This is a genomic window from Caballeronia sordidicola (assembly GCF_000729995.1).
Lineage (GTDB): Bacteria > Pseudomonadota > Gammaproteobacteria > Burkholderiales > Burkholderiaceae > Caballeronia > Caballeronia sordidicola_A.
Map to the genome: position 1 here is coordinate 130,508 of NZ_JNFG01000010.1, position 20,911 is coordinate 151,418.

Consider the following 20,911-nt stretch of genomic DNA (forward strand, 5'->3'; position numbering starts at 1 on the left):
CCCGGCTGGGGTGTGCCGGGCGTTCAGTGGGCGTGTGTGCCAAACCAGTCTATTTGCGCGCTTTCCGACTGGTCGCTTTGGCCACGGGTTGAGCCGCGGCAACGCCAATCTGGCTAGCCGGAAAATTGACGATCCTCGTGCTGTTCGCGGGCGTTGCATACGAGCGAAGCGCCGAACGGGAGCGGGACCTTGCGCCGCCGACAATCGCGCTCATCGCCTGCTTGTCGAGTTCCACGCTGTCGGGTAGATCCTTGATCAGAATTGCAGCCATGGTGTCATCCAGGAAAGGTGAGGGTTTCGATTTAATCCAGTATAGGCAAATCCGCCGCGGAAAGAATCTTCCCGCAGCGGACGTGAACGCGTGCAGACCTGCATTACCCGTACTTCAAAAATACACGGCGGCACCCGTGCTCGCGTACTGCTGCGGATTGACGTTCAGGTGTATCGGCCCGAGGTTGGCGCCGAGCACGCCGATGTTGTTGAGCGCATTGACCTCAACATTTTGATACTGAACGATGTTCTCGTTCGTGTTCACTGCAACGTTGATGTTGGCAAGCGAACCGGCGTTGGCAAGTGCTGAGTTGCCGCCGCGCACGTCCGACATGGCGTGGCGGTCCAGTTCGCGGCTGTGAGACAAATCGTGAATCGTGAGAGACGACATGGCGGTGCTCCAAGCTGAAAAGTAAGGGTGGCCTGAACCGGCAACCGGGAGACCGTGAGGCCTCCGGGCTGTCGCGCAGCTTCAGAAGTTGATCGTGTTCTTGTTGGTGGCGGTCTGCTTCGGGTCCACCGTCGAGTGGATGCCGCTTGCGAACGCCACGTTGTTGCCGTTGTTGTTCAGCGTGTTCTGCGACTGGCTGATCAGTTGAGAAGCATCGAACGAAGCTTCGTACGACGACACGTTGATGCCAGGCCAGTAGCCGGGCAGGTTGCCACCGCGTACGGCCGACATGGCGCGGCTGTCGAGTTCTTCGGTAACGGACAGGTCTTTGATGGTGAGTGATTTCATGGTGGTTCTCCTAAGGGTTAAGCCAGGTGGCTTTAGAGGTTGGTGAGCATCTTGTCTGCTCGCAGGACACTAATGCATGGCCTGTGCCAGGAGCGTCGACGCGCGATGAAATAATCTCGGAAGGCTTGCGGAGAAAGGCTCGGAGGAATGCGGAATCCACGCGTGATCCACGCGGAGGCGCCGGCATTCGACACGCGTGACGGCTTTCAGCCAACATCCGGAGCCCCATCTGTTGGGCTTCGAACAACATGTGCCCGATCCAACACCCGCAACGAAACCGTGTTGCGTAAGGCAGGGGTCTCACCTAGTATCGAAACACTGCGAGTGCGGGTAACTACAGACAATATGTTCACTAATGGAGCCGCATCCGAGCCGTAGAGATGACCAGTCTTGCGCAAGCTATCCGAACCTTCCAAAGCAGCGGTGCATCGCGTGATGAGTTTCTAATACTCGTCGACAATGCGTTGTCCGTCGACGACACCTCGACCGGGCGCCTGCTGGAAATACTCCGCGAAGAACAAGCCAGGACGCCGCTGCCGGCCGATCTCTATGCGGCCGTTCACAGAAGGATCGAGCAGGCGGCGCTGGCAAGCCATGGCGCGAATTCCGATGAGACTCGCCTGCAGACCTCGCCAGGCGTGTTGCAACAGCGATCGACTCCCCCATCGCAGCCTCCCTCGTCCTTCTCGTCCGCGCGCGACTACGTGATGTCGGACACGGATCCGGTCAAGGAGGTCGGCGATACCCTCAACGGGCGCTTCGTGCTCGAGGAATGTATCGGTGTGGGCGGCATGGGAACCGTGTACAAGGCGCTGGACTTGCGTAAGCTCGAAGCCTCCGATCGCCGTCCGTACATTGCGATCAAGGTGCTGAACCTGCAGTTTCGCGGCAATCCGAAATCGCTCATCGCGCTGCAGCGCGAGGCCAAGAAGGCGCAAACGCTCGGGCATCGAAACATCGTCACGGTGTATGACTTCGATCGCGACGGCCCGGTGGTTTACCTGACCATGGAGTATTTGTCCGGCAAGCCGCTGAGCCGGATCTTGCGTGCTCCGGAGTTCAAGGGCATGCCGTACGCCGAGGCATTGCCGATCTTCAAAGGCATGGCGAATGCGCTGGCCTACGCGCACGAGCGTGGTTTCGTCCATTGCGATTTCAAACCCGCGAACGTGTTCCTGACCGATACCGCCGAGGTGAAGGTTATCGACTTCGGTATCGCCCGCGTGTTCCAGCGGCCGGAAGAAGAGACCGACGCAACTATCTTCGACCCCGGCAGTCTTGGCGCGCTGACGCCCGCTTATGCGAGCCCGGAGATGCTCGAGCATCGCGAGCCCGATCCCCGCGACGACATCTATGCACTCGGCTGCACGACCTACGAGTTGCTGACCGGGCGGCATCCCTTCGACCGTGTACCCGCAACCCAGGCGCGCGGCTCGGGCCTCAAGCCGCAACGTCCCGATGGTCTGGGGACGCGGCAATGGCGGGCTCTGAGGACGTCGCTTGCATTCGAGCGTGACGCGCGCATGCCGACGGTCACGCAGTTTCTGCAAGAATTCGGCGATACCCAAACGCGCAGCGGCATGTCGGGCGCGGCGGTCAAGGCCGCTGTCTCTGCAGGCGTACTGGCCGTGGTGGCCGCGGGCGGCTATTTCTATGCGTCGTCGCATCGCAGCGCGCCACCGGAGAACGTCGCTGCCGTGCCGGAGAAGGTCGCAGAGGCGCCCGCGCCCATGCCGGTCGTCCCCACCCCGCTTTCACTCACGACGGTCGCTCCTGTGCTCGCGAGCGTGCCGTGTTCGGCGCTGGTGGCGTCGGTGCAGGACCAGGCACTGAGTGTGAGCGGCTATATCGGCCGAAGCTATGGCACGCAGAAATTGCGCACGACGCTGAATCAGATTCCGGGCGTCAGCAATCCGGGAGTACAGGTCCAGGAAGTCGACGACGATAAATGCGACATGCTCAAGCTGATCGCGCCTTATTTGACGACAGGCCGGCCGGCATCGATCCAAACCCGGAACCACAATACGCAGTTGACTGAAGGCCAGCCGCTGGTCGTGCAGATCACCACGCCACCCTATGATTCATGGGTCAATATCGACTATTACCAGCTCGACGGCAGCGTGGTCCACTTGTTGCCGAACGCCCGTTCGAAAGATAACCAGGCGCCGCCGAACTACGCTGCGACTATTGGCAGCGGGGGCGACTGGATCGTATCGAAACCGTTCGGCTCGGAGATGATCGTGCTGCTCGCGACGCCAGCAGCCCTGTTCGATACGATCAGGCCCGAGAGCGAGCCGCGCGCGGACTATCTGCGAGCGGTGGAGAAGCGGCTTGTCGATATGGCGAACAAATACGGGCGCGACAAGATCGCCGTGGATCTCGTTCAGATCGACACGCATCCCCGCAAACAATAACGCCGGCTCCACGACCTCGTCATTTCATGTCGCGTGCCACGCGCATGCCGTTCTGCGATTGCCGCACGCTGGGACTGTATTTGAACCGTGTGGACGACTGCATGTAGGCCGCGCCGTCGGGCCAGGAGCCGCCGCGGATGACGCGCATCGGGCAACCCGCCTCATCCCACACGCGGCCGTCTGTGGGTGCGCTCTTGTATGAGCTGTGCCAGCAGTCGCCGACCCATTCCCACACGCTGCCGTTCATGTCGAAGAGTCCAAAGGGATTGGGGCGGAACGAGCCCACGTTCACCGGGCTATCCTTTCGCCAGGGCTCGCCGCAGTCCTTGCAGTCGGCATAGCCCTTGCGCATTTCGTTGCCCCACCAGTAGGTCGTAGTAGTGCCCCCGCGTGCGGCATATTCCCACTCGGCTTCGCTCGGCAGGCGATACGTTTTGCCGGTCGTCTTGGTGAGCCATTTGACATAGACCTGTGCGTCGTCCCAGCTTAAATTGCGCGCGGGCGTGGACTTCGAGGCGTCGCCTTCCATATCGATGTGCGGGCATCCGCTTGCATCCGCGCACGCGTTCCACTGCTCGATGGTCACTTCGTATTTGCCGATAGCGAACGGCCGGCCAATGCTGACCCGATGCACGGGACGTTCAGCAGGATCGTCAGAATTACTGCCCATCTCGAACGTACCGCCCGGTAGCGAAACCAGCGCCGGACACGCTGCGCAGTCCTTGATCTCGTTCGCGGCAGAAGCGGTTGTCTTGATGGCCGGAGCGGGAGCGGGGGAAGGCGTCGGCGTGGAAGCGGCCATGGCTTTTTCCACAGGTGCTGGTGCGGGTGGAACGGGTGCGGCAGGCGGAGTTACTGCGCGCGCATGGTCGACCTGAGCGGGCGGTTGCGCCTTCGGCGCAGAGGCCGCAGCGCGAAGCCGGTCGATACGCGCGTGCGCGAGCGTGGCAAAGCGCCCGTTAGGATAGGCCTTCAAATAGGCTTCGTAATCGCTCGGGTAGGTGCTGTCCTTGATCGACTCCCAGAAGGTGAGTTCGTATTGCTCGTTGCTATCCTTAGGAAGAATCCCCCGGCTTTGATACGCAACGACGGTGTCGGGCGTCATCATGCGGCGGCCGCCGCTGCTCGTTCGCCCACCGGACGGTGCGAACTGGAACCTGTCTGCCGCTGCGGCCGGTCCTGTCGCTACCCACGGTACCTGCTGCCCCTCTGTTGCAAGGCTCACGGATCGCGCGACATCGTCTAGCAAGTCCTCCACATTTCGCCCCGGTTGGCCGAGCGCGCGCAACAACGCCGCGGTGTACGTGCCATGTCGCGCGCCGTCTGCCGCGTATGTGCCGGGTGCGGTCGCATAGGCGACGATCGTCCGCGAGGGCGGCTGGACCATGCTGACATTGGCCGGGTCGTATGGATTGTTCAGACAGGTATCGAGCACGACCAGATTGAGTCGATCGCGGCGGGCTGACTGCATGCCCGCAAGGATGCTGTTCAAGTCGATGCCTTGGGTGATAGGGGCTACAGGTGACCCCTGCGCATCGATCGGCAGCAGCAGCGTGGACTTGCCGACCTGCACGGCGTGTCCGGCGAAATAGAGTAGCCCGACTCCGCCAGCAGCGAGACGCTTGTCGAATTCCTGAACTGCTTCGTTCATGCGTGCGTGATCCAGGTTCGAGTACGTCATGACCTCGAAGCCGAGCCGGCTCAGCATCTTGCCGGTCGCCGCCGCATCGCGCGTGGCGTTGGCGAGCGGCTGATCTTCATAGCTCGCATTGCCGATGACCAGCGCAACGCGGCGCGGATGCGACGCACCGTTCTGCTCAGCCGCACCGCTGCCGAATGCGGCCGCTCCAAGGAGGACTGCGAGCCACAGATTTCGCAATAGTAGTCTTCGCCACATGATCACACCCCGTACCGGTATTCGACGGCACCCTCAAGGGAACCGCGCCAGAGCCGCATGATTCGCAGGAGCGCCGCAGCACTCATGCAGAATCCGATCGTCCGATGGGCGAGCATCACAAGCAACCATAGCACGCAACTACTTCATATCGACGTGGTCAAGGCGGCGTAACGATGCAACGTGTCTTGATTCGCCCGGGGATTGGCCTTTTATGACGAACCCTCTCGCCAATAAAAGACGGAGGCCTAATTATTATGACGATACAGAATAAATAATCGGCTGAATCCTGTCCATACAGCGCGCCGGTTGGCGCTCCTTCGAAGCATGTCTTTTTATCGGATTCCGTCCTAAGCTAACAAGGAGAAAGCCACGCATATGGCTCGGGAGAATACGAAAATGCTAAGAAGAACCGTCCTCGGTGTGCTCGCTTTCATGACGGTGCTCGTGCCGTCACGGTCGTTCCCGGCTGCGCGCACGCCGTCGCCCCCCGGAGCGGAGGCGTTCATCATCTGGCCGCCTGACGGTGCGGTGATCACAGGCGGGAAACTCTGGGTCCGCATGGGGCTGCGCAACATGGGCGTGTGTCCGAAGGGCGTCAACATCCCTAATGTAGGTCACCATCACTTGCTGATCGATACGGAGTTGCCTCCGTTCGACGAGGCAATTCCGTCCGACCGCCAGCATCTGCATTTCGGAGCAGGTGAAACCGATGCGCGAATCGAGTTGCCACCGGGCAAGCACACGCTGCAGTTGCTCATGGGGGACTTCAACCACGTGCCGCACGATCCCCCGATCTATTCGAAGAAGATCACGATCACCGTGAAATGACGGGTGCATCAGAGTGTGAATATTCAGCCGGGCTGCGAATTAAGGGGAGGGCGTGTGCCATGAAGAAATTTTGTGCTGCCGCGGCGATCGCGGTCTCGCTCGGAGTATCCCTGATATCCGGTTCTGCGCTGGCCGGCCCCACGTCCGCACCTGCCGCTGCCTACGCGTATATCGGCTACCCGAACAATGGTCAGACGCTTCCCGCCGGCAAGCCGTTTCGCGTGTGGTTCGGGCTGCGATACATGGGCGTCGCCCCGCGCGGCGTGCAGTATCCGAATACCGGCCACCATCATTTGTTGATCGACACGGACCTGCCCACGTCGTTCGATGAGGAGATTCCCTCCGACCGCCAGCACCTGCATTTCGGCGCGGGTGAAACGGAGACCACGCTCGAACTGCCTCCTGGCAAGCACACGCTGCAACTGCTGATGGGCGACTACATGCACGTCCCGCACAACCCTCCTGTCTATTCCAAGAAGATCACGATCTACGTTAAATGATCGGGCCGGTTCATGCGCGGTGAGTGTCGCACGTGAACCAACAGTTCTTCGAACAAGCGTTGGTTACCGCCCATCATGTGTGTCCTTCGCGACTCTTGGGCGGCTACCTTCCACCGCCATGAATTAATCGCGCAAACCCTTTCCCAGTAACGCTCAGGATACCTCAGGCCGTTTCACAGGCCACGCCTGGCATGGGCTATGCATTAGTGTCCTGCGAGCAGACAAGATGCTCACCAACCTCTAAAGCCACCTGGCTTAACCCTTAGGAGAACCACCATGAAATCACTCACCATCAAAGACCTGTCCATCACCGAAGAACTCGACAGCCGCGCAATGTCCGCCGTACGTGGCGGCAACCTGCCGAGCTTCTGGCCGGGCTACAGCAGCTCGACGACCAGCCTCTCGTTCAGCGCGGAACAGTTGATCAGCCAGTCGCAAAACACGATCAACAACAACGGCAACAACGTTGCGTTTGCAAGCGGTATCTCGTCGACAGTCAAGCCGACGCAAACCGCCAACAACTACAACACGGTCAACTTTTGATCGTCAGGCGCAGGCAGCGAAGGCCATCCGGCCTTCGTTGCCGCACCGGCTTTACCCCCCAAGCCGGAGAGTCTTCCGGCTACATTCAATCTACCCGGAGTGAGATCGTGCAAGCCATGTCACCATCGCGCGGGTTGCAGGGCCGCGCTGCCGAGATCTCAGTGCCGGGTGTTGCGCGCGCTCTGTTCGCACGCATGGTTTTGCCCGTCCTTGCCTGCACGACTCTGCTCAGTGGTTGCATCGATGTGAACGTGCCGGACTACAAGCGTCCTGATACGCCCGCCAAGACCGAATGGTCGAAAACGGCGAAGGCGCTGGTCTCACCTGCCGACACTATTACCCTCGACTGGTGGAAGCAATTCCGTGACCCGTATCTCGACTCCCTCGTCAGCCGGGCAATTGCAGGCAACTTCGATATCAAGATTCTCGCGGCGCGCGTGTCGGTCGCCGGCGGCCAGATCAACGAGGCGCGTGCTGGAGCGCTCCCCACAGCCGATTTAGGCGCGGGCGCAGAGTTCGATAAAACCACGCGGCAGAATTTATCGAAGCAATACAACGTCGCAACGCAGGTGAACTGGGACATCGACATCTGGGGCGCGGTCGAGAAGGGCGTGCAGGCGCAGAAGGCCGAATATCGCGCGTCGGAAGCCGATTGGCGCGCTGGGTATCTCACGCTTGTGTCCGATGTTTCGACAACCTACTTTCAGATTCTTCAGTTCGATGACCAGATCGACCAGCAGGAAAAAACGCTGCGCACCAACAAGCAGATCCTGACCATTTACGAAGGCATGGCGAAGAACGGCCTCGTGCCGAACACGCAGGTCCTGACGCAGCGAGCCGAAATCAATCGCATGACGAAAGACCTGCTCGAACTGCATCGCTCCCGCGATCTGGCGAACAACGCACTGGCCACATTGATCGGCGTGCCTGCTGGAGAGTTCACCGTGCCGACAGGGCAGCTCGAGACGCGCGTGCAGATTCCCGTCGTGCCCGCAGGCCTGCCGGCGCAATTGATGGCGCGGCGACCCGACGTGGTGGCGGCCGAATACCGCGTGCTGGAAGCGTATGACGTCGTGGGTCAGGCGAAGCTCGCCCAGTTGCCGACCATCAGCCTCACGGGCCGGGGTGGTTCAGCCAGTTTCGCACTGACCGATTTATTGAAGTCCTTCACGTTCAGCTTCATGCCCAGCATCAATATTCCGCTGCTGGACCCAAGCGTCAGGGCGCATGTCAAGACGACCGAGGCGCAGACGGTCGTGGTCGAGCAGCAGTATCGACGCACCGTGATGGGGGCGTTCGAAGAAGTGGAGAACGCGCTGGTCAACCTCGACGCGCATACGAAGCAACGCACCGAACTGCAGGAAGAGGTGGGGCACCTGCAAGTGGTGGCCGCGCAGGTTGAAGCGCAACTCAAGGAAGGCGTGGTGTCGCAACTGGAGGTCTTCGAGACCGAACGTACATTGCTTGCGGCAGAACTCGCGTTGCTTGAAAACCATCAGCTACTGCTCTCCGACACAGTCACCCTCTATAAATCGCTGGGCGGCGGATGGTCGGCGGTCGACGTCCAGAAGACGGACCAGACAAGCGACCCGACCGCCGCGCACGCTGAACCTGCTGCAAGTAAGGGAGCAACGAACTAAGCGCGGGCCATGTGCCGGGGTTTTTTAGGGCGGTAGTTCACATCGGCCAAAACCAATGTTTGGAATGCAAAGTGTTAGTTCTCGGGCGACAGATGTGTTGCTGAATGATTGACTACCGCCGAGCGTGACTTACACTTCATGGCGTCACCGCTTTCATTGCGGTTTCGTCCAACACGGTTCATCGCCCTGTGCTCAACGTGTGATGAACGTCCTTCGAGATGTGGACCCATGGCTTTAGGAGACGCTTCCGTTGCCGAGGCAGGGCCAATGCTGCACAAGGCCTTTGATCTCTTGCTCGAGCCCGAGTCTCATCCCGCGGCCGGTGTCATTCGTATCGACGAAAATCTGTTTGCGGTCGGGCGGTTTGAAGCGCCTTTCGCCGCTTATGAAGCCGGCGCCGTTGCGCAGTTGTCGCGGCGTCACGCACGGATCTTCATCGAGAACGGCGCAGCGTACGCGGCCGACCTCGGCAGCAAGAACGGCACGACGGTGAACGGCGCATTGCTGCGCGAGAAGCCCATGCGGCTTCAAAGCGGCGACGTCATAGGCTTTGGCGGAAAGCTCGCCTTCCGGGTGCGGATGGAACCGCGCGCCGTAGTGCGGACATACGCAGCGCAGCCAGTGCATGTGACGCTTACTCCGGAGCGTGGCGACCTCGGATTGCACGTGGTCGAACTCACGGAGTTTCCGTTCCTCGTCAGCAAGGCGGACGAGACGTTCGCGCAATACAGCGACCGCTATCCTCATCAGGTTAACTACGTGTCACGACGGCACGCGCATATTTTCATGAAGGCGGGTGTGCCGTTCGTCGAGGATCTCGGCAGCACGAACGGCACATTCGTAGACGGAAAACGGCTGGGCGAAACCGCTGTGCCGCTGCAAGATGGTGCAGCGCTCGCGTTCGGCGGCAACCACTTCGCGTATATCGTGGGCCTGCGGCGGGAAGCGGAACCGGATGGTGCCACGAATACGACCACGACCACTAGCGCCGCTACGACGGCGGCCACAACCGGTCCGGCGGCTCAGGGCACGCCGGAGGATCCGGACAAGACGACCTTCATCGCGACCGCGCACTCTTTCCTGGATATTTTTTGTGTCGACCAGGGTCAACCATCTGACGATGAAATCAACCGCGAGACCTTGCCCGACGAACGTATCCCGGTACGCCGCCGCTCACGCAGCAAGGCCGTACGCTTTGTCTCCGACCTGGGCGTGGCTTTCGGCGGCGGTCGGCCGATGGGGCGCCGGGTGCTCTTGTTCGGCCTGGCATTCGTCGCAGCAATGATAGCGATCGGCAGCACGCTTTATTTCAGCGGCAAGGACGAGCGGAACCTCAAGAGCATGGTCGATCACGGTGATTATCGCCCTGCCGTGACGGTTGCGAATGCGTACCTGGACAAGCATCCAAACGATCCCCAAGCGACAGTCCTGGGGACGGAAGCGCTTCTCAAGGGTTATTTGCCGGACTGGCTCGACCAGCTGAAGGGCAGGGATTTCGACGCCGCGCGCTCAGATGTCTCGCAGATGGCGACGCTGGCCGCGACCAACGCCGATGCGCGCGCGCTCGTCGGCGAAATTGGGTGGATTGGACGGCTTGAAACGTTCATGGCAAGCCGCGAGAAGGCGGATGGTCATATACGCATCTACGCCGACGAGAACCGCATGAGCGAGCTGCTGACGCAATGGGAGAGCGACCCGAGCGGTCATCAACGGCGGCTGGACCGGATCGCTTCGACGGTGCCTGCGTTCAGGGATCTGTACGCCGTTGCGCTCAGTCATCTGCGCAAGCTCGAGAGCGATGACTCGGTCTATCTGGCGGCTATCGAGCGTCTCAAGGCGAGTATCGACAAAGCGTTGGCGCCGGGAGGCGACCCTGATGCGCTAAGCGGCGAGATAGCTGATTACGCCGACAAATACCCGCGCCTGGCAGGCCTCGATCGCGTGCAGGATGACCTCCGGAAATACCTCGCGCTCGGGCACGCGATGCAGTCGCGTCAACTCGGTCCGTTGATCGACGCGATGCAGAAAGCGCGCTTTGCTACGCCACCGTTTCAGGCGCAGTGGCGCCAGCTCGACGCGAACGGCCTGCCAACGCCAGATGTCGTACAGCGATATACGGCGGTGTCGGATGCATGGCGCAATGGGCAGACAGAAGCCGCCATGGCGGGGCTCCGATCAATGGCAAATGGACCCTGGGCCGACGCCGTCAGCGCTGAGCTAACGCATAAGCAGGCGGTGGCCAGCCAATTCGCGGACCTGCAAAAGTCGCGCGGCGCGCAGGGCTATGACGATCGCGTGCTGTCGTTTTCTGAATCACTCGATCCGGTTGCGGACGCCTGGTTCGTCAACGCGATCCAGCCGGATCTCAGTGCGCTCAGGCAGAAGGCGCTGGCGCGGGCAGATGATTGGCTTAGCAAGGCGCAGACGGCGTGGACGCAATATAAGACGAACGGGGCGATCGGCGGTGACCAGCGGCTTGAGACGGGCCTGTCCGAGAGCTTCAAAAAGCAGGCGAAGCTGCTCACCGATGCGTGGTCAAGCGCGCAACGCGCCGCGCAGCTTCTTCGCCAGTTGAAGGCGGATCGCAGTGCGCTAGCGGACAAACTTCTCGCCGAGATAAACGCGGAAGTCGATTTGCAGCGGCGCTCGCTGGTTCAGTTGAGTCCGGTGCTGGACCCTGGGCTTCTGAGCGCCAAGCTGGCGCTGATCGGTGGGGATAAACTCGCCAGCAAGGGAGGCAACGGTGAAGAACGACGCGCACCCTAAATCCTTTGCCGAATCGCTCGGCGACCATAGCGTGGAGGGTCTCTCCATTCTTGTGGCGGAGCCGGCGCGGTTGACCCAGACACTAATCTATACGATGGTTGCGCTGGTTGTGAGCGCGCTCGTGTGGTCGTTTGTCGGTCGGGCGGACGTGATCGTCACGGCGCAGGGCACCCTCTCTCCCGAGTCCGAAGTACGGCGGTTCTACGCACCTATCGACGGCGAACTGGCCGATGTCTATATCGCCGAGGGGCAGCCGGTTTCGAAAGATGATGTGGTTGCACGGCTCAACGCACGGGGCGCGATCGAAGCTGCCACCAACGCGCTGCAAGCCCAATTAAAACTCGATGACGCCGAGCGTGACTGGAAAGAATTCCCCGAGAAAAAGCTGCTGATGGAGCGCAGGGCGGCGGCGCTGAAAGACCAGATGGAAGTGGAAGAGCATCAGCACCAGACACGTGTGACCGAAGGGACGACCAAGCTCGCTGAGGGACAGAAAGCCCAAGTCGATGAGGCTCGCACCGAGCTGGATAGCGCCCGCCGCACGCGTGACGCGGCGAAGCTGGAGCTGGATCGCTACGCCCGGCTGCTGGCGTTGCCGGGCGGCGGCGGGGTGTCGGAGATCCAGGTGGAGAGCAAGCGCAACGCTTATATGGAAGCGGATAACGCGACCCGGATCGCGCAATCAAAACTCACGGAACTCGATTTCCGCCTTAGCCACGAATACTCACAGGCCAAGGCGCAACTTGAAACCAGCGGCCAGGAAGCGACCAGCCTGAAGCTGCAATACGAGTCGGCCATGCGGGAGATCGCCAGCGCGGGCGACAAGCTGCGGCTGCAATTGCAAACCGCGCGACTCGTCGCCGAAGCGGCGGACCGTATCCGCTTCGAGAATATCGATAAGGATAACTTCCTGCTGATCCTCGCGCCGGTGTCGGGCGTCATCACGGACGTCACCTCGACGCAGCCCGGCGACAAGATCCAGGCCAACACGCCGCTAGGGGGCATTGCACCCAAGGACGCGCGGCCTGTGCTGAAGATCGAGATAGCCGAACATGACCGCGCCTTCCTGCGCGAGGGTCAGGCGGTCAAGCTGAAGTTCAATGCGTTTCCGTATCAGCGCTACGGGGTGGTCGACGGCACGCTCGAGTTCATCTCTCCGGCGACGAAACCGTCGCCGGAGACAAAACAGCCGGTCTATGAAGGACGCGTGACGCTCGCCCGCGACTATTACCAGGTGGCGGATACGCGCTACCCGCTGCGCTACGGCATGACGGCGACCGCGGAGATCGTGGTACGTGAGCGGCGTCTGATCGATCTTGGTCTTGACCCGTTCCGGCAGGTGGCGGGCTGACGGTGGTGAACCCCATCGACTGCTTTTCATGTTTAAAAAAGGGGCATAAGAAATGACGGCGATTGTGCGAATAGACGATGAAGTCGTCGATGCCGATGAGTTCATCCGGGTGTTGAAACTGACCGGGCAATTCGAGGGACTCGTCGAGCAACTCGTGCGCGACAAGCTCACCGTGAGTGCGGCGAAGAAGCAGCGCGTCGAAGTGTCCGAGGGCGATATCCAGATGCGCGCCGATCAGTTCAGGCGCGTGCGCAGCCTGCACCGTGCCGCCGACATGAACCGATATCTCGATGCCCTCGGCGTGAACCTCGACGAGTTCGAGGCGTTCATCACGGACACGCTGTATCAGGAGAAGATGCTCGAACAGATTGGCGGTGACGCCGACGTGGAGGCTTATTTCAAGCTGAATTCGCCACGTTTCGACAGCGTGGAGATCAGTCATATCGTGCTCGAAACACCGAGCCAGGCGAAGGAAATGATCTCTTACCTGCAGGACGATCCCGAGAGCTTTACGGAGATGGCGCGAGAACACTCGATTGCCGATACCCGCGACCAGGGTGGCGTGCTTGGCAAGGTGTTGCGCGGGTCGCTTGCCGCCGAGATCGAAGCGAAAGTGTTCAACGCCGCTGCAGGCGATTTGCTCGGACCGTTCCCCACGCCTGACGGTACCGCCTATGAAATCTTTGCGGTGACGGCGAAACGTCCGGCCATGCTGGACGCAGACGTCGCGTCCGAAATTCGCCGTTTGTTGCGCGAGCAATGGCTGCTGGCGCGGGCGCAAGAACACATTATCGAAGCGCGCTAGGGCTTGGCGGACGACAGGAGGCGAGCACATGGACGTACCGCAGAAACTCGATTCCCTGGGCGCCTTCCTGGCGACCGTGGAGATACTGTCGCCGTTTACCCCGGAGGAAATCGAACGCCTCGCCGAACAGGCGGAGACGCGTTTTCATGCATTCGGCGAGACCGTTTGCAACGCGGGTGACGCGGCGGAGGGACTGTTCGTCATCAAGGCCGGTTCCGTGCGGATCTTCACTGAGGAAAACGGCAAGGAAATCAGTATGGGCGTGCGCCGCGAACGGGAAGTGTTCGCGGACATTGCCATGTTGCGTGAGTACCGGCATGAATCGTCGGTGCGATCGTCGGGCAAGACCGAACTGCTGTTCATTCCACGCCGCGTGATCGAGCCAATCGTGGCGAATAATCCGGCGGCGCTCGCGTTTGTGACGAGCTATGTCGCGATCAGTTCGGCGGGTGGTTTTGTCGCCAAGCTCTTCGACCTGCGGGGCAAGATCGACAAGGCCGAGCTGGAGGCGTCGGTGCGCAGTGTCGGCGTGAAGCGGGTCGCCGCGGGCAAGGAGATCATCCATCAGGACGCGCGCGATGACCGGCGGCTATACGTGGTCCGGCAGGGCGAAGTACGGATCGTGCGCAAGGAGGGGGCGAGCGAATATCTGCTTGCCACCTTGAGAGCGGGCGAGGTGTTCGGCGAGAAGGCTTGCTTGCTGCGCCAGGAGCAGCAAGCAACGGCGATTGCGAACGTGGATACACGTCTTCTGGTGGTGCCGGAAAAAACCGTGCACCTCGTGCTCGAGCGTAATCCAAAGCTGCGCGAAGTGCTGGATGACCGCATCCGTTTTATTGAGCGCGAGTTGCAGCGCCAGAAAAAACTGGAGGAGCGGCGCTCGTTGCCGGCCATGCTCGACCTGCACTCGAAACCGGAGTTCGGCGAGCGAGTGATCCGCCGCTTTGCGTGGGTTCAGCAGGCAGAGGAAATGGATTGCGGCGCGGCCAGTCTGGCGATGATCTGCAAGCACTACGAGATCCCCATGACACTCGGCAAGCTCCGCGAACTTGCCAATGTCACGACCCAGGGCGCGACGCTCGACAGTCTCGCGCGAGCAGGCGAGGTGTTGGGCTTTACCACGCGTGGCGTTCAATGCACCTTTGAGTCGCTGCGCGGTTTCGATCTGCCGTTCATCGTCCATTGGGAGGGATACCACTACGTGGTGGTGTACGGCATCTCCGCGAACCAGGTTTGGGTGGCGGACCCCGCTGTCGGTTTTCGCAAGATGGACGTGGAGGAATTCGAGCGCGGCTGGAGCGGCACCTGCCTGCTGTTCGCGGCCCCGCCCGAACTCGGCCGAGCCGCTGCGGGACGCTCCCCATGGGTGCGATTCGTCGGCTACCTGAAGCCCTACAAGAAGATCCTGGCGCACCTCTTTCTCGCGACGTTCGTGATTCAGGTGCTGGGCGTCATTCCGCCGCTGATCATCCAGAATATTCTCGACGGGGTGATCGTTCACCAGAACGTCGGCCTGCTGCATCTGCTAATTGCCGGGCTGATCATCTCTAACCTGTTCTCGCAATTGATGTCGACTATTCGCGCGTATCTCGCGAACTTCATGGTCCGCAACATGGACTTCGCGATGATGTCGCAGTTCTTCCGCCACACGCTGTCGCTGCCGTTCTCGTTCTTCGCCAAACGCAAGACCGGTGATATCTTCGCGCGCTTCCAGGAGAACCACACGATCCGCGCGTTCCTCACTGAGTCGACCGTGACGACGGCGCTCAACCTGCTGATGGTCTTCATCTACTTCACCATCATGTTTCTCTACAACGTGAAGATGACGCTGCTGTTGATCGGTTTCGTCATTCCGATCATGGCGCTCACCGCGATCGCCACGCCGAAGATCAAGAACTATGCACGCGAGGTTTTCTCCGCGTCGACCGAAGCAAAATCCTTCCTGATGGAAGCGCTGGGCGGCGTGGAAACCATCAAGGGAATGGGCATCGAGCGGACTGTGCGACTGAAATGGGAAAAGAAATACGCGAAGTCGCTGGAGGTGCAGTATCGCGCGCAGGCGTTCAATATTGCGGTGTCGCTGGGCAGCCAGGTGTTGAACACGGCGACCACGATCGCGATTCTCTGGGTCGGTGCAAACATGGTCCTCACGCACGAGATGACCATCGGCCAGTTGATCGCATTCAATGCGTTCATGGGGAGCGTGCTGACGCCGCTGATGGGGCTGATCGGCCTGTGGAGCCTTCTCAATGACGCGGGCGTGGCCATGGAACGGCTGGGCGATGTGCTCGACATGGAGCCGGAGCAAAAGCCGGAGGATTTGCCGTCGCGCATCATGCTGCCCGACCTGCAAGGCGAAATCAGCCTGAACAATGTGTATTTTCGCTATGGCGGCAACGACACGGAGTACGTGCTGGAGAACATCAGTTTCGAGATCAAGCCGGGCGAGCTGATCGCCATAGTGGGCCGCAGCGGCTCCGGCAAGACGACGCTTGCGAAGCTGCTGGTCGGCTTCTACACCCCGACCGAAGGGAAGATGGTGGTCGACGGTTACGACCTGAATGTGATCGATAAAACCGTGTACCGCGCGCAGATTGGCTATGTCATGCAGAGCAACCTGCTGTTCTCCGGGACGATCGCGGAAAACGTTGCGAGCGGTGACGAGGCGCCGGATCGCCGGCGCATTGAAGAGGCCGCGAAGATGGCCGATGCGCACGCGTTCATCAGCAAGATGCCGTTGGGCTATGAGCAGATCGTGGGTGAGCGCGGCGTGGGTTTGTCCGGTGGCCAGATCCAGCGGCTCTGCATTGCGCGCGCGCTTTATCACGACCCGCGCCTGCTGGTTTTCGACGAAGCGACCTCCGCGCTCGATACCCAATCGGAAAGCAATATCCTCGGCAATATGCAGGAGATCCTGAAGGGTCGCACGGCCGTGATCATCGCCCACAGGCTCAGCACGATCATGCGTGCAGACAAGATCCTGGTGTTGTACGAAGGCGCGATCGTCGAACAGGGACGCCACGACGAACTCGTCGCGCGCAAAGGCATGTACTACCAACTCGTGCAAAAACAACTGAGCGCAGCATGAAGATACTCGACGATATCGAAGACCTGCCCGCCAGCCCCGCGACCTCGTACGCTGCCTTGCTGGAGAAGATCGAAATTCTCCGCTCCACATTGCGCTGGTCGTCGCGCATGGAGCGCCCGGAGATCGAGAAGCTGCTGCGGCAGGCGAGCGTGCTGCGCGACGACGTGATGCAACTGTCGCACAGGGAGCGTTTTGTACAGGCGGCGGTCGCGGAGCCGCGGCGTTTGCCCGGATCGGCGCGCGAGCGCCGCGAGGCTTTGCTCGCACGAAGCTTCATATTTGAAGGCACTTTCGGCGATAACCCCAAACTGCTGGAGGCGTTGGAGATTGCTGAAAAGGCGGCGCCAACCGATCTTCCGGTGCTGGTGGACGGGGAGAGCGGAACGGGCAAGGAACTGATGGCGAAGGTCATTCACGCGAACGGGGCGCGTGCGGACAGGCCGTATATATCCGTGAATTGCGGCGCGATTCCGGACAACCTGCTGGAGTCCGAACTATTTGGTCATAAGAAAGGCGCCTTCACTGGGGCATCGAATGATCGGAAGGGAAAGTTCGAGAGCGCTCATACAGGTACTATTTTTTTAGATGAAATCGGTGAATTGCCGCTTGCGGGACAGGTCAAGCTCCTGCGCGTGCTTGAGGCCCATGAGATCCAGCGCGTGGGATCGGATGAACCCATTGCCGTTGATACGCGCATTGTGGCGGCAACGAATCGCAATCTGCGGCGCATGAGCGAGGAGGGGCGCTTTCGCGAGGACCTGTTCTATCGGCTTAGTGTGATCCACCTGACCTTGCCACCGTTGCGCGAGCGACGTGACGAGATTGCGCTGCTGCTGGCTTATTTCGGCGACGAAGCCGCAGCGACGCTCAAGCGCCAGCCGGTGAAGATGACGCTCAGGCTGCGCGAGTTTCTGCGGACCTACGACTATCCGGGCAACATCCGCGAGTTGCGCAACCTGGTCTACCGGATCGTCTGCCTGGCGCCGGAAACGGCCGATATCGAGCATCTTCCCGTCGATATCCGTCCCGGTAATTCAACCTCTGCAGTGAGCGGTTTGGCCGCAAGCGCGGTTTCACTCAGCGATGCGAAGCGCACGGCCAGCGATGAAGCGGAGCGCGCTTTTCTCGAGCGCGGCCTGCACGAAGTTGGCGGCACGGTCGCGGAATTGGCGCGGCGCTTCGAGATGAATCGCTCGCATGTGCAAATGCTGCTGAAGAAACACGGGCTGCATTCAAAGGATTTTCGCAATCACGCGGCTTCCGCTGTGCAGAAAGACAAGGACCACTAGAGGGTCGGATTAATCTGCGTTTTGTCGAGGCAAAAAATATCTTCTGCCTGGGCCACGATAACCGAGATGTTGTCACGGCCGCCGCGTTGCAGGGCGAGTTCGACCAGCCGCGCTACCGCTTGCCGACAGTCGCCGGTTGTCAGCACGCCACCCATCTCCTCGTCGCTTACCTCGTTGCTCAGGCCGTCGCTGCAGAGCAGAAAGATGTCACCGTCATGCAGATCGATACGGTCCGCATCGAGTTCGAGTGTGTCCATGGCGCCCACAGCACGCGTGATCAGGTGTTTCCCCGGATGATGCAGCGCCTCTTCCGGACTTAGCTGACCGCGCGCCTTCAGTTCTTCGACCTGGCTGTGATCGCGCGTCAACTGTCGCAGGTGACCCTGGCGGCAAAGATAAAGCCGGCTGTCACCCGCCCACAGATATCCGCAGGACCGTTCGCTCGCCAGCAAAAGGACTACTGTACTGCCGATCCGGCGCACTTGCCGTCGGGCGGCTTCCGAGCGCAGGTCCGCGTTGACGGCGAGCAGCCGCTCTCGCGCTTCCCGCATGCGCTCGTCGAGAGGGACAGGTTTGCCGGGCGCCGATGAGCGCTCCAGCCGGTCGATCACCATCTGGCTCGCGACATCGCCCACTGCGTGGCCGCCCATACCGTCGGCGACGGCCCACAGACCGTGTTCGGGCATCTCAAGGCACGTATCTTCGTTGATCTCGCGTACGAGGCCAGCGTTGGTGCGGGCGGCCGATGTCCATCGAAACTCACCGGTGTTGCTCACAAAACCTCCGATGTCTGCAGCGGCGCGTTTGTGTGCGCCGAAGGGTTGCCGCGTGAGCGGCGAGACAGAACCGGTTGCTTCAGGCGTGCGTCGTGTGTGCTTCCTTGTGCTGCGTTTCGCTTCAGCCAGCGTGGTTGAGGCTGCGTTCGTTCGGGCCGACAGAGACGTTCGAATTCGAGCCGGTGTTATTCACGTTGGTGGTCTGGAACTGATTGATCATCTGATCAGCATAGAAGTTGTTATTCGTTTCGTACAGGTTCACGACCGGGCCCATCGAGGGTTGCGATTCAGTGTAGGGCGCAATCCAGCCAAACACCCAATTCCCAGGGCCGTTGCCGCCGTGGATGTGGGTCATGGCTTCACGATCGAGCGTGAGATCGCAGGGAATGTCTTCAATGGCGAGTGCGGTCATGGCGAGGCTCCGGTGGTCTTGCGTGGTTAGTAGACGCGCTTCTATATGCAAGGCGCATGCCGATGGCGGGGCTGTGGAAGTGCTTTTCTCGTCGGGCCTTTGGGCAGGCGGGTCTGGGTCACGTCGTGTAGCGCGGCGGCTGCTCTTGTTCGATTAGCTTGGTTGGGCGGGACCCAACAAGTCGGGCCGTTTAGTGGTCGGAATACCAACACTCGCGCAACGCCTCGTGTGAGACACGGCTTCGCTTCTTCGTGGCCGATGCAAAAAGACGCAGCAAAAAAATCGCCGTTTCACGTAGGCATCGCTCAGTGATACCGGTCTTTCTCTTGCGCGTGCGGTAGTCCGCTCGCTGGTCACAAGTCGATGGTTTGATCGCTTGGTAAGTGACGTTTATTGACCAACACATCGTTCGAAAAAGTGTTGGGTCTCTCATTGACTTCACGCTGCCTTCAACTCCCTAATTTCCCTCTCTGCCTTGTCACACAAGGCTGTGTATGCATTGGCCCGGTTGATGCAATGACTTGATCAACAGCCGGTTCACTTGCAACACCCCGGCTTCCACCCTTCCAGGAGAAAAGGTCATGTCGGGCAATCAATCATCCAGGCTCTGCGCTCGACTCGGCCACTCAATTCCCGATATCGCCATCGATTGCGAACCTGCTCCCGGTGCTCATCTCGTGACGCAACGCTCGGGTTACGAACATCACGGCATCTATGTCGGCAACGGCCGGGTCGTGCACTACGCCGGCTTCGCCGGTTCGCTGCATGGCGGTCCGATTGAAGAGACCACGCTCGAAAGCTTCGCCAAGGGCCGTGAGATCCGTATTCGCGTACATGCCATGCCCAAGTTCGCCGGAGAGGATGCCATCCGCCGGGTTCGTTCAAGGCTGGGTGAAGACCGCTATCGGCTGCTTAGCAACAACTGCGAGCACCTGTGTACGTGGGCACTGTTCGGCGAGAACCGCAGTTCGCAAGTGGACGCCTGCCTCTCTCACCCAGGTCTCGCTTGCCGCGTGGCAATTGCCATGCTCAAAGGCCGGATCCACGCGAGGGGTCATGACGACCTGCTCGCCGCATGAACCTGATCGCTGTCGTCATTGAGGAGAAACATCATGAATACGCAACGTGATTCCCTGCGCCGGATCGTCGAAAAATGGCTCGCACCCACACCCGGCGCTCCGGTGCGCGAGATCCGCCTGTGCCGCATGCAGGCGAACCATACCCGCTACGTCCGCGTGGAAGCGCTTCGGCCGAGCGGTGTGCTCGCGCTGTTCTTCTTTCGTCACGACGACGGATCGTGGCAAGTGTTTCCGCCCGTAGCCGCACGCGTGACGATGAGCCCACGGCGCCTGGCAATGTGATGCGTCGTGCGGTAAGCGCTAGGAAAAGCAGTGCGCTGCGGCAAGTGTTTTTCCTGAGCCGTATGTGGGACCCTCGCGCTGCCTGCCAGCGAACATCCTATCGGGTGATGGGCTTGCAATAAGGCTTGAATAACGCGTTTAAGCGATGGCTCATCCCAAAGTGTAGGCGCGATGTACGAGGCGGGCTCGTCACGTCGTCTTGCAATGATCGATTGATCGCCGTTTCCACCGT

General features: G+C 60.5%; 18 protein-coding genes. 12 read left to right on the top strand and 6 right to left on the bottom strand.

Annotation, left to right across the window (positions count from 1 at the left end; all coding sequences use genetic code 11):
• Positions 1-49: 49 nt before the first annotated feature.
• The 3 genes from FH08_RS0111465 to FH08_RS0111475 form a co-directional block, all read right to left on the bottom strand.
• A complete protein-coding gene (locus FH08_RS0111465; RefSeq protein ID WP_031358455.1) occupies positions 50-271 on the bottom strand; it encodes a hypothetical protein in 222 nt (73 codons plus the stop codon).
• A gap of 114 nt (positions 272-385) precedes the next feature.
• Positions 386-661: a hypothetical protein gene (locus FH08_RS0111470; RefSeq protein ID WP_031358456.1), complete on the bottom strand. Its 276-nt coding sequence runs from the start codon at positions 659-661 to the stop codon at positions 386-388.
• 81 nt (positions 662-742) lie between these two features.
• Complete coding sequence (locus FH08_RS0111475) at positions 743-1,009, bottom strand: hypothetical protein (protein WP_031358457.1); 267 nt, start codon at positions 1,007-1,009, stop codon at positions 743-745.
• A 380-nt stretch (positions 1,010-1,389) separates the two neighbouring features.
• Here FH08_RS0111475 and FH08_RS0111480 point away from each other — a divergent pair, with 380 nt between their 5' ends.
• Positions 1,390-3,423 carry a serine/threonine protein kinase gene (locus tag FH08_RS0111480; protein ID WP_031358458.1) on the top strand — a complete coding sequence of 678 codons (2,034 nt, stop codon included), beginning with the start codon at positions 1,390-1,392 and terminating at the stop codon, positions 3,421-3,423.
• A 19-nt stretch (positions 3,424-3,442) separates the two neighbouring features.
• On the opposite strand, the gene FH08_RS0111485 is transcribed toward FH08_RS0111480, so the two are convergent.
• On the bottom strand, positions 3,443-5,320 hold the full coding sequence (locus tag FH08_RS0111485; RefSeq protein WP_031358459.1) for an SUMF1/EgtB/PvdO family nonheme iron enzyme: 1,878 nt from the start codon (positions 5,318-5,320) through the stop codon (positions 3,443-3,445).
• A 432-nt stretch (positions 5,321-5,752) separates the two neighbouring features.
• On the opposite strand from FH08_RS0111485, the gene FH08_RS0111495 reads away from it, so the two are divergent.
• The 9 genes from FH08_RS0111495 to FH08_RS0111535 all read left to right on the top strand — a co-directional run bounded on the left by FH08_RS0111495 (position 5,753) and on the right by FH08_RS0111535 (position 18,130).
• Positions 5,753-6,148 (top strand): DUF4399 domain-containing protein, encoded by a 396-nt coding sequence (locus tag FH08_RS0111495; RefSeq protein WP_235210339.1) that lies wholly within the window; start codon positions 5,753-5,755, stop codon positions 6,146-6,148.
• Positions 6,149-6,207: 59 nt separating this feature from the next.
• On the top strand, positions 6,208-6,648 hold the full coding sequence (locus FH08_RS0111500; protein ID WP_031358461.1) for a DUF4399 domain-containing protein: 441 nt from the start codon (positions 6,208-6,210) through the stop codon (positions 6,646-6,648).
• 276 nt (positions 6,649-6,924) lie between these two features.
• Complete coding sequence (locus FH08_RS0111505; protein WP_031358462.1) at positions 6,925-7,191, top strand: hypothetical protein; 267 nt, start codon at positions 6,925-6,927, stop codon at positions 7,189-7,191.
• Between the two features lie 194 nt (positions 7,192-7,385).
• Entirely contained in the window at positions 7,386-8,831 is a 1,446-nt protein-coding gene (locus FH08_RS0111510; RefSeq protein WP_235210340.1) for an efflux transporter outer membrane subunit, read from the top strand.
• A 228-nt stretch (positions 8,832-9,059) separates the two neighbouring features.
• Positions 9,060-11,597 (top strand): FHA domain-containing protein, encoded by a 2,538-nt coding sequence (locus FH08_RS0111515; protein WP_031358464.1) that lies wholly within the window; start codon positions 9,060-9,062, stop codon positions 11,595-11,597.
• Positions 11,575-12,948, top strand: coding sequence for an HlyD family efflux transporter periplasmic adaptor subunit (locus FH08_RS0111520; RefSeq protein ID WP_031358465.1), 1,374 nt, complete (start codon positions 11,575-11,577; stop codon positions 12,946-12,948). Before FH08_RS0111515 ends, FH08_RS0111520 begins: the two co-directional genes overlap by 23 nt.
• A 52-nt stretch (positions 12,949-13,000) precedes the next feature.
• On the top strand, positions 13,001-13,753 hold the full coding sequence (locus tag FH08_RS0111525; RefSeq protein ID WP_031358466.1) for a peptidylprolyl isomerase: 753 nt from the start codon (positions 13,001-13,003) through the stop codon (positions 13,751-13,753).
• Positions 13,754-13,781: 28 nt separating this feature from the next.
• The gene (locus tag FH08_RS0111530) at positions 13,782-16,841 is read left to right on the top strand and encodes a peptidase domain-containing ABC transporter (protein WP_031358467.1); all 3,060 of its coding nucleotides are present in this window, start codon (positions 13,782-13,784) and stop codon (positions 16,839-16,841) included.
• Positions 16,838-18,130: a sigma-54 interaction domain-containing protein gene (locus tag FH08_RS0111535; protein ID WP_031358468.1), complete on the top strand. Its 1,293-nt coding sequence runs from the start codon at positions 16,838-16,840 to the stop codon at positions 18,128-18,130. The genes FH08_RS0111530 and FH08_RS0111535 overlap by 4 nt, the downstream gene beginning before the upstream one ends.
• On the opposite strand, the gene FH08_RS0111540 is transcribed toward FH08_RS0111535, so the two are convergent.
• Positions 18,127-18,906 carry a PP2C family protein-serine/threonine phosphatase gene (locus FH08_RS0111540; RefSeq protein WP_031358469.1) on the bottom strand — a complete coding sequence of 260 codons (780 nt, stop codon included), beginning with the start codon at positions 18,904-18,906 and terminating at the stop codon, positions 18,127-18,129. The two genes, FH08_RS0111535 and FH08_RS0111540, sit on opposite strands and share 4 nt — an antisense overlap.
• Positions 18,907-19,027: 121 nt before the next feature.
• The gene (locus FH08_RS0111545; protein ID WP_031358470.1) at positions 19,028-19,318 is read right to left on the bottom strand and encodes a hypothetical protein; all 291 of its coding nucleotides are present in this window, start codon (positions 19,316-19,318) and stop codon (positions 19,028-19,030) included.
• A 581-nt stretch (positions 19,319-19,899) separates the two neighbouring features.
• Here FH08_RS0111545 and FH08_RS0111550 point away from each other — a divergent pair.
• Together FH08_RS0111550 and FH08_RS0111555 are read left to right on the top strand one after the other, a co-directional pair.
• Complete coding sequence (locus FH08_RS0111550; RefSeq protein ID WP_081889442.1) at positions 19,900-20,397, top strand: lecithin retinol acyltransferase family protein; 498 nt, start codon at positions 19,900-19,902, stop codon at positions 20,395-20,397.
• Between the two features lie 33 nt (positions 20,398-20,430).
• A complete protein-coding gene (locus FH08_RS0111555; protein ID WP_031358472.1) occupies positions 20,431-20,679 on the top strand; it encodes a hypothetical protein in 249 nt (82 codons plus the stop codon).
• Positions 20,680-20,911 lie beyond the last annotated feature (232 nt).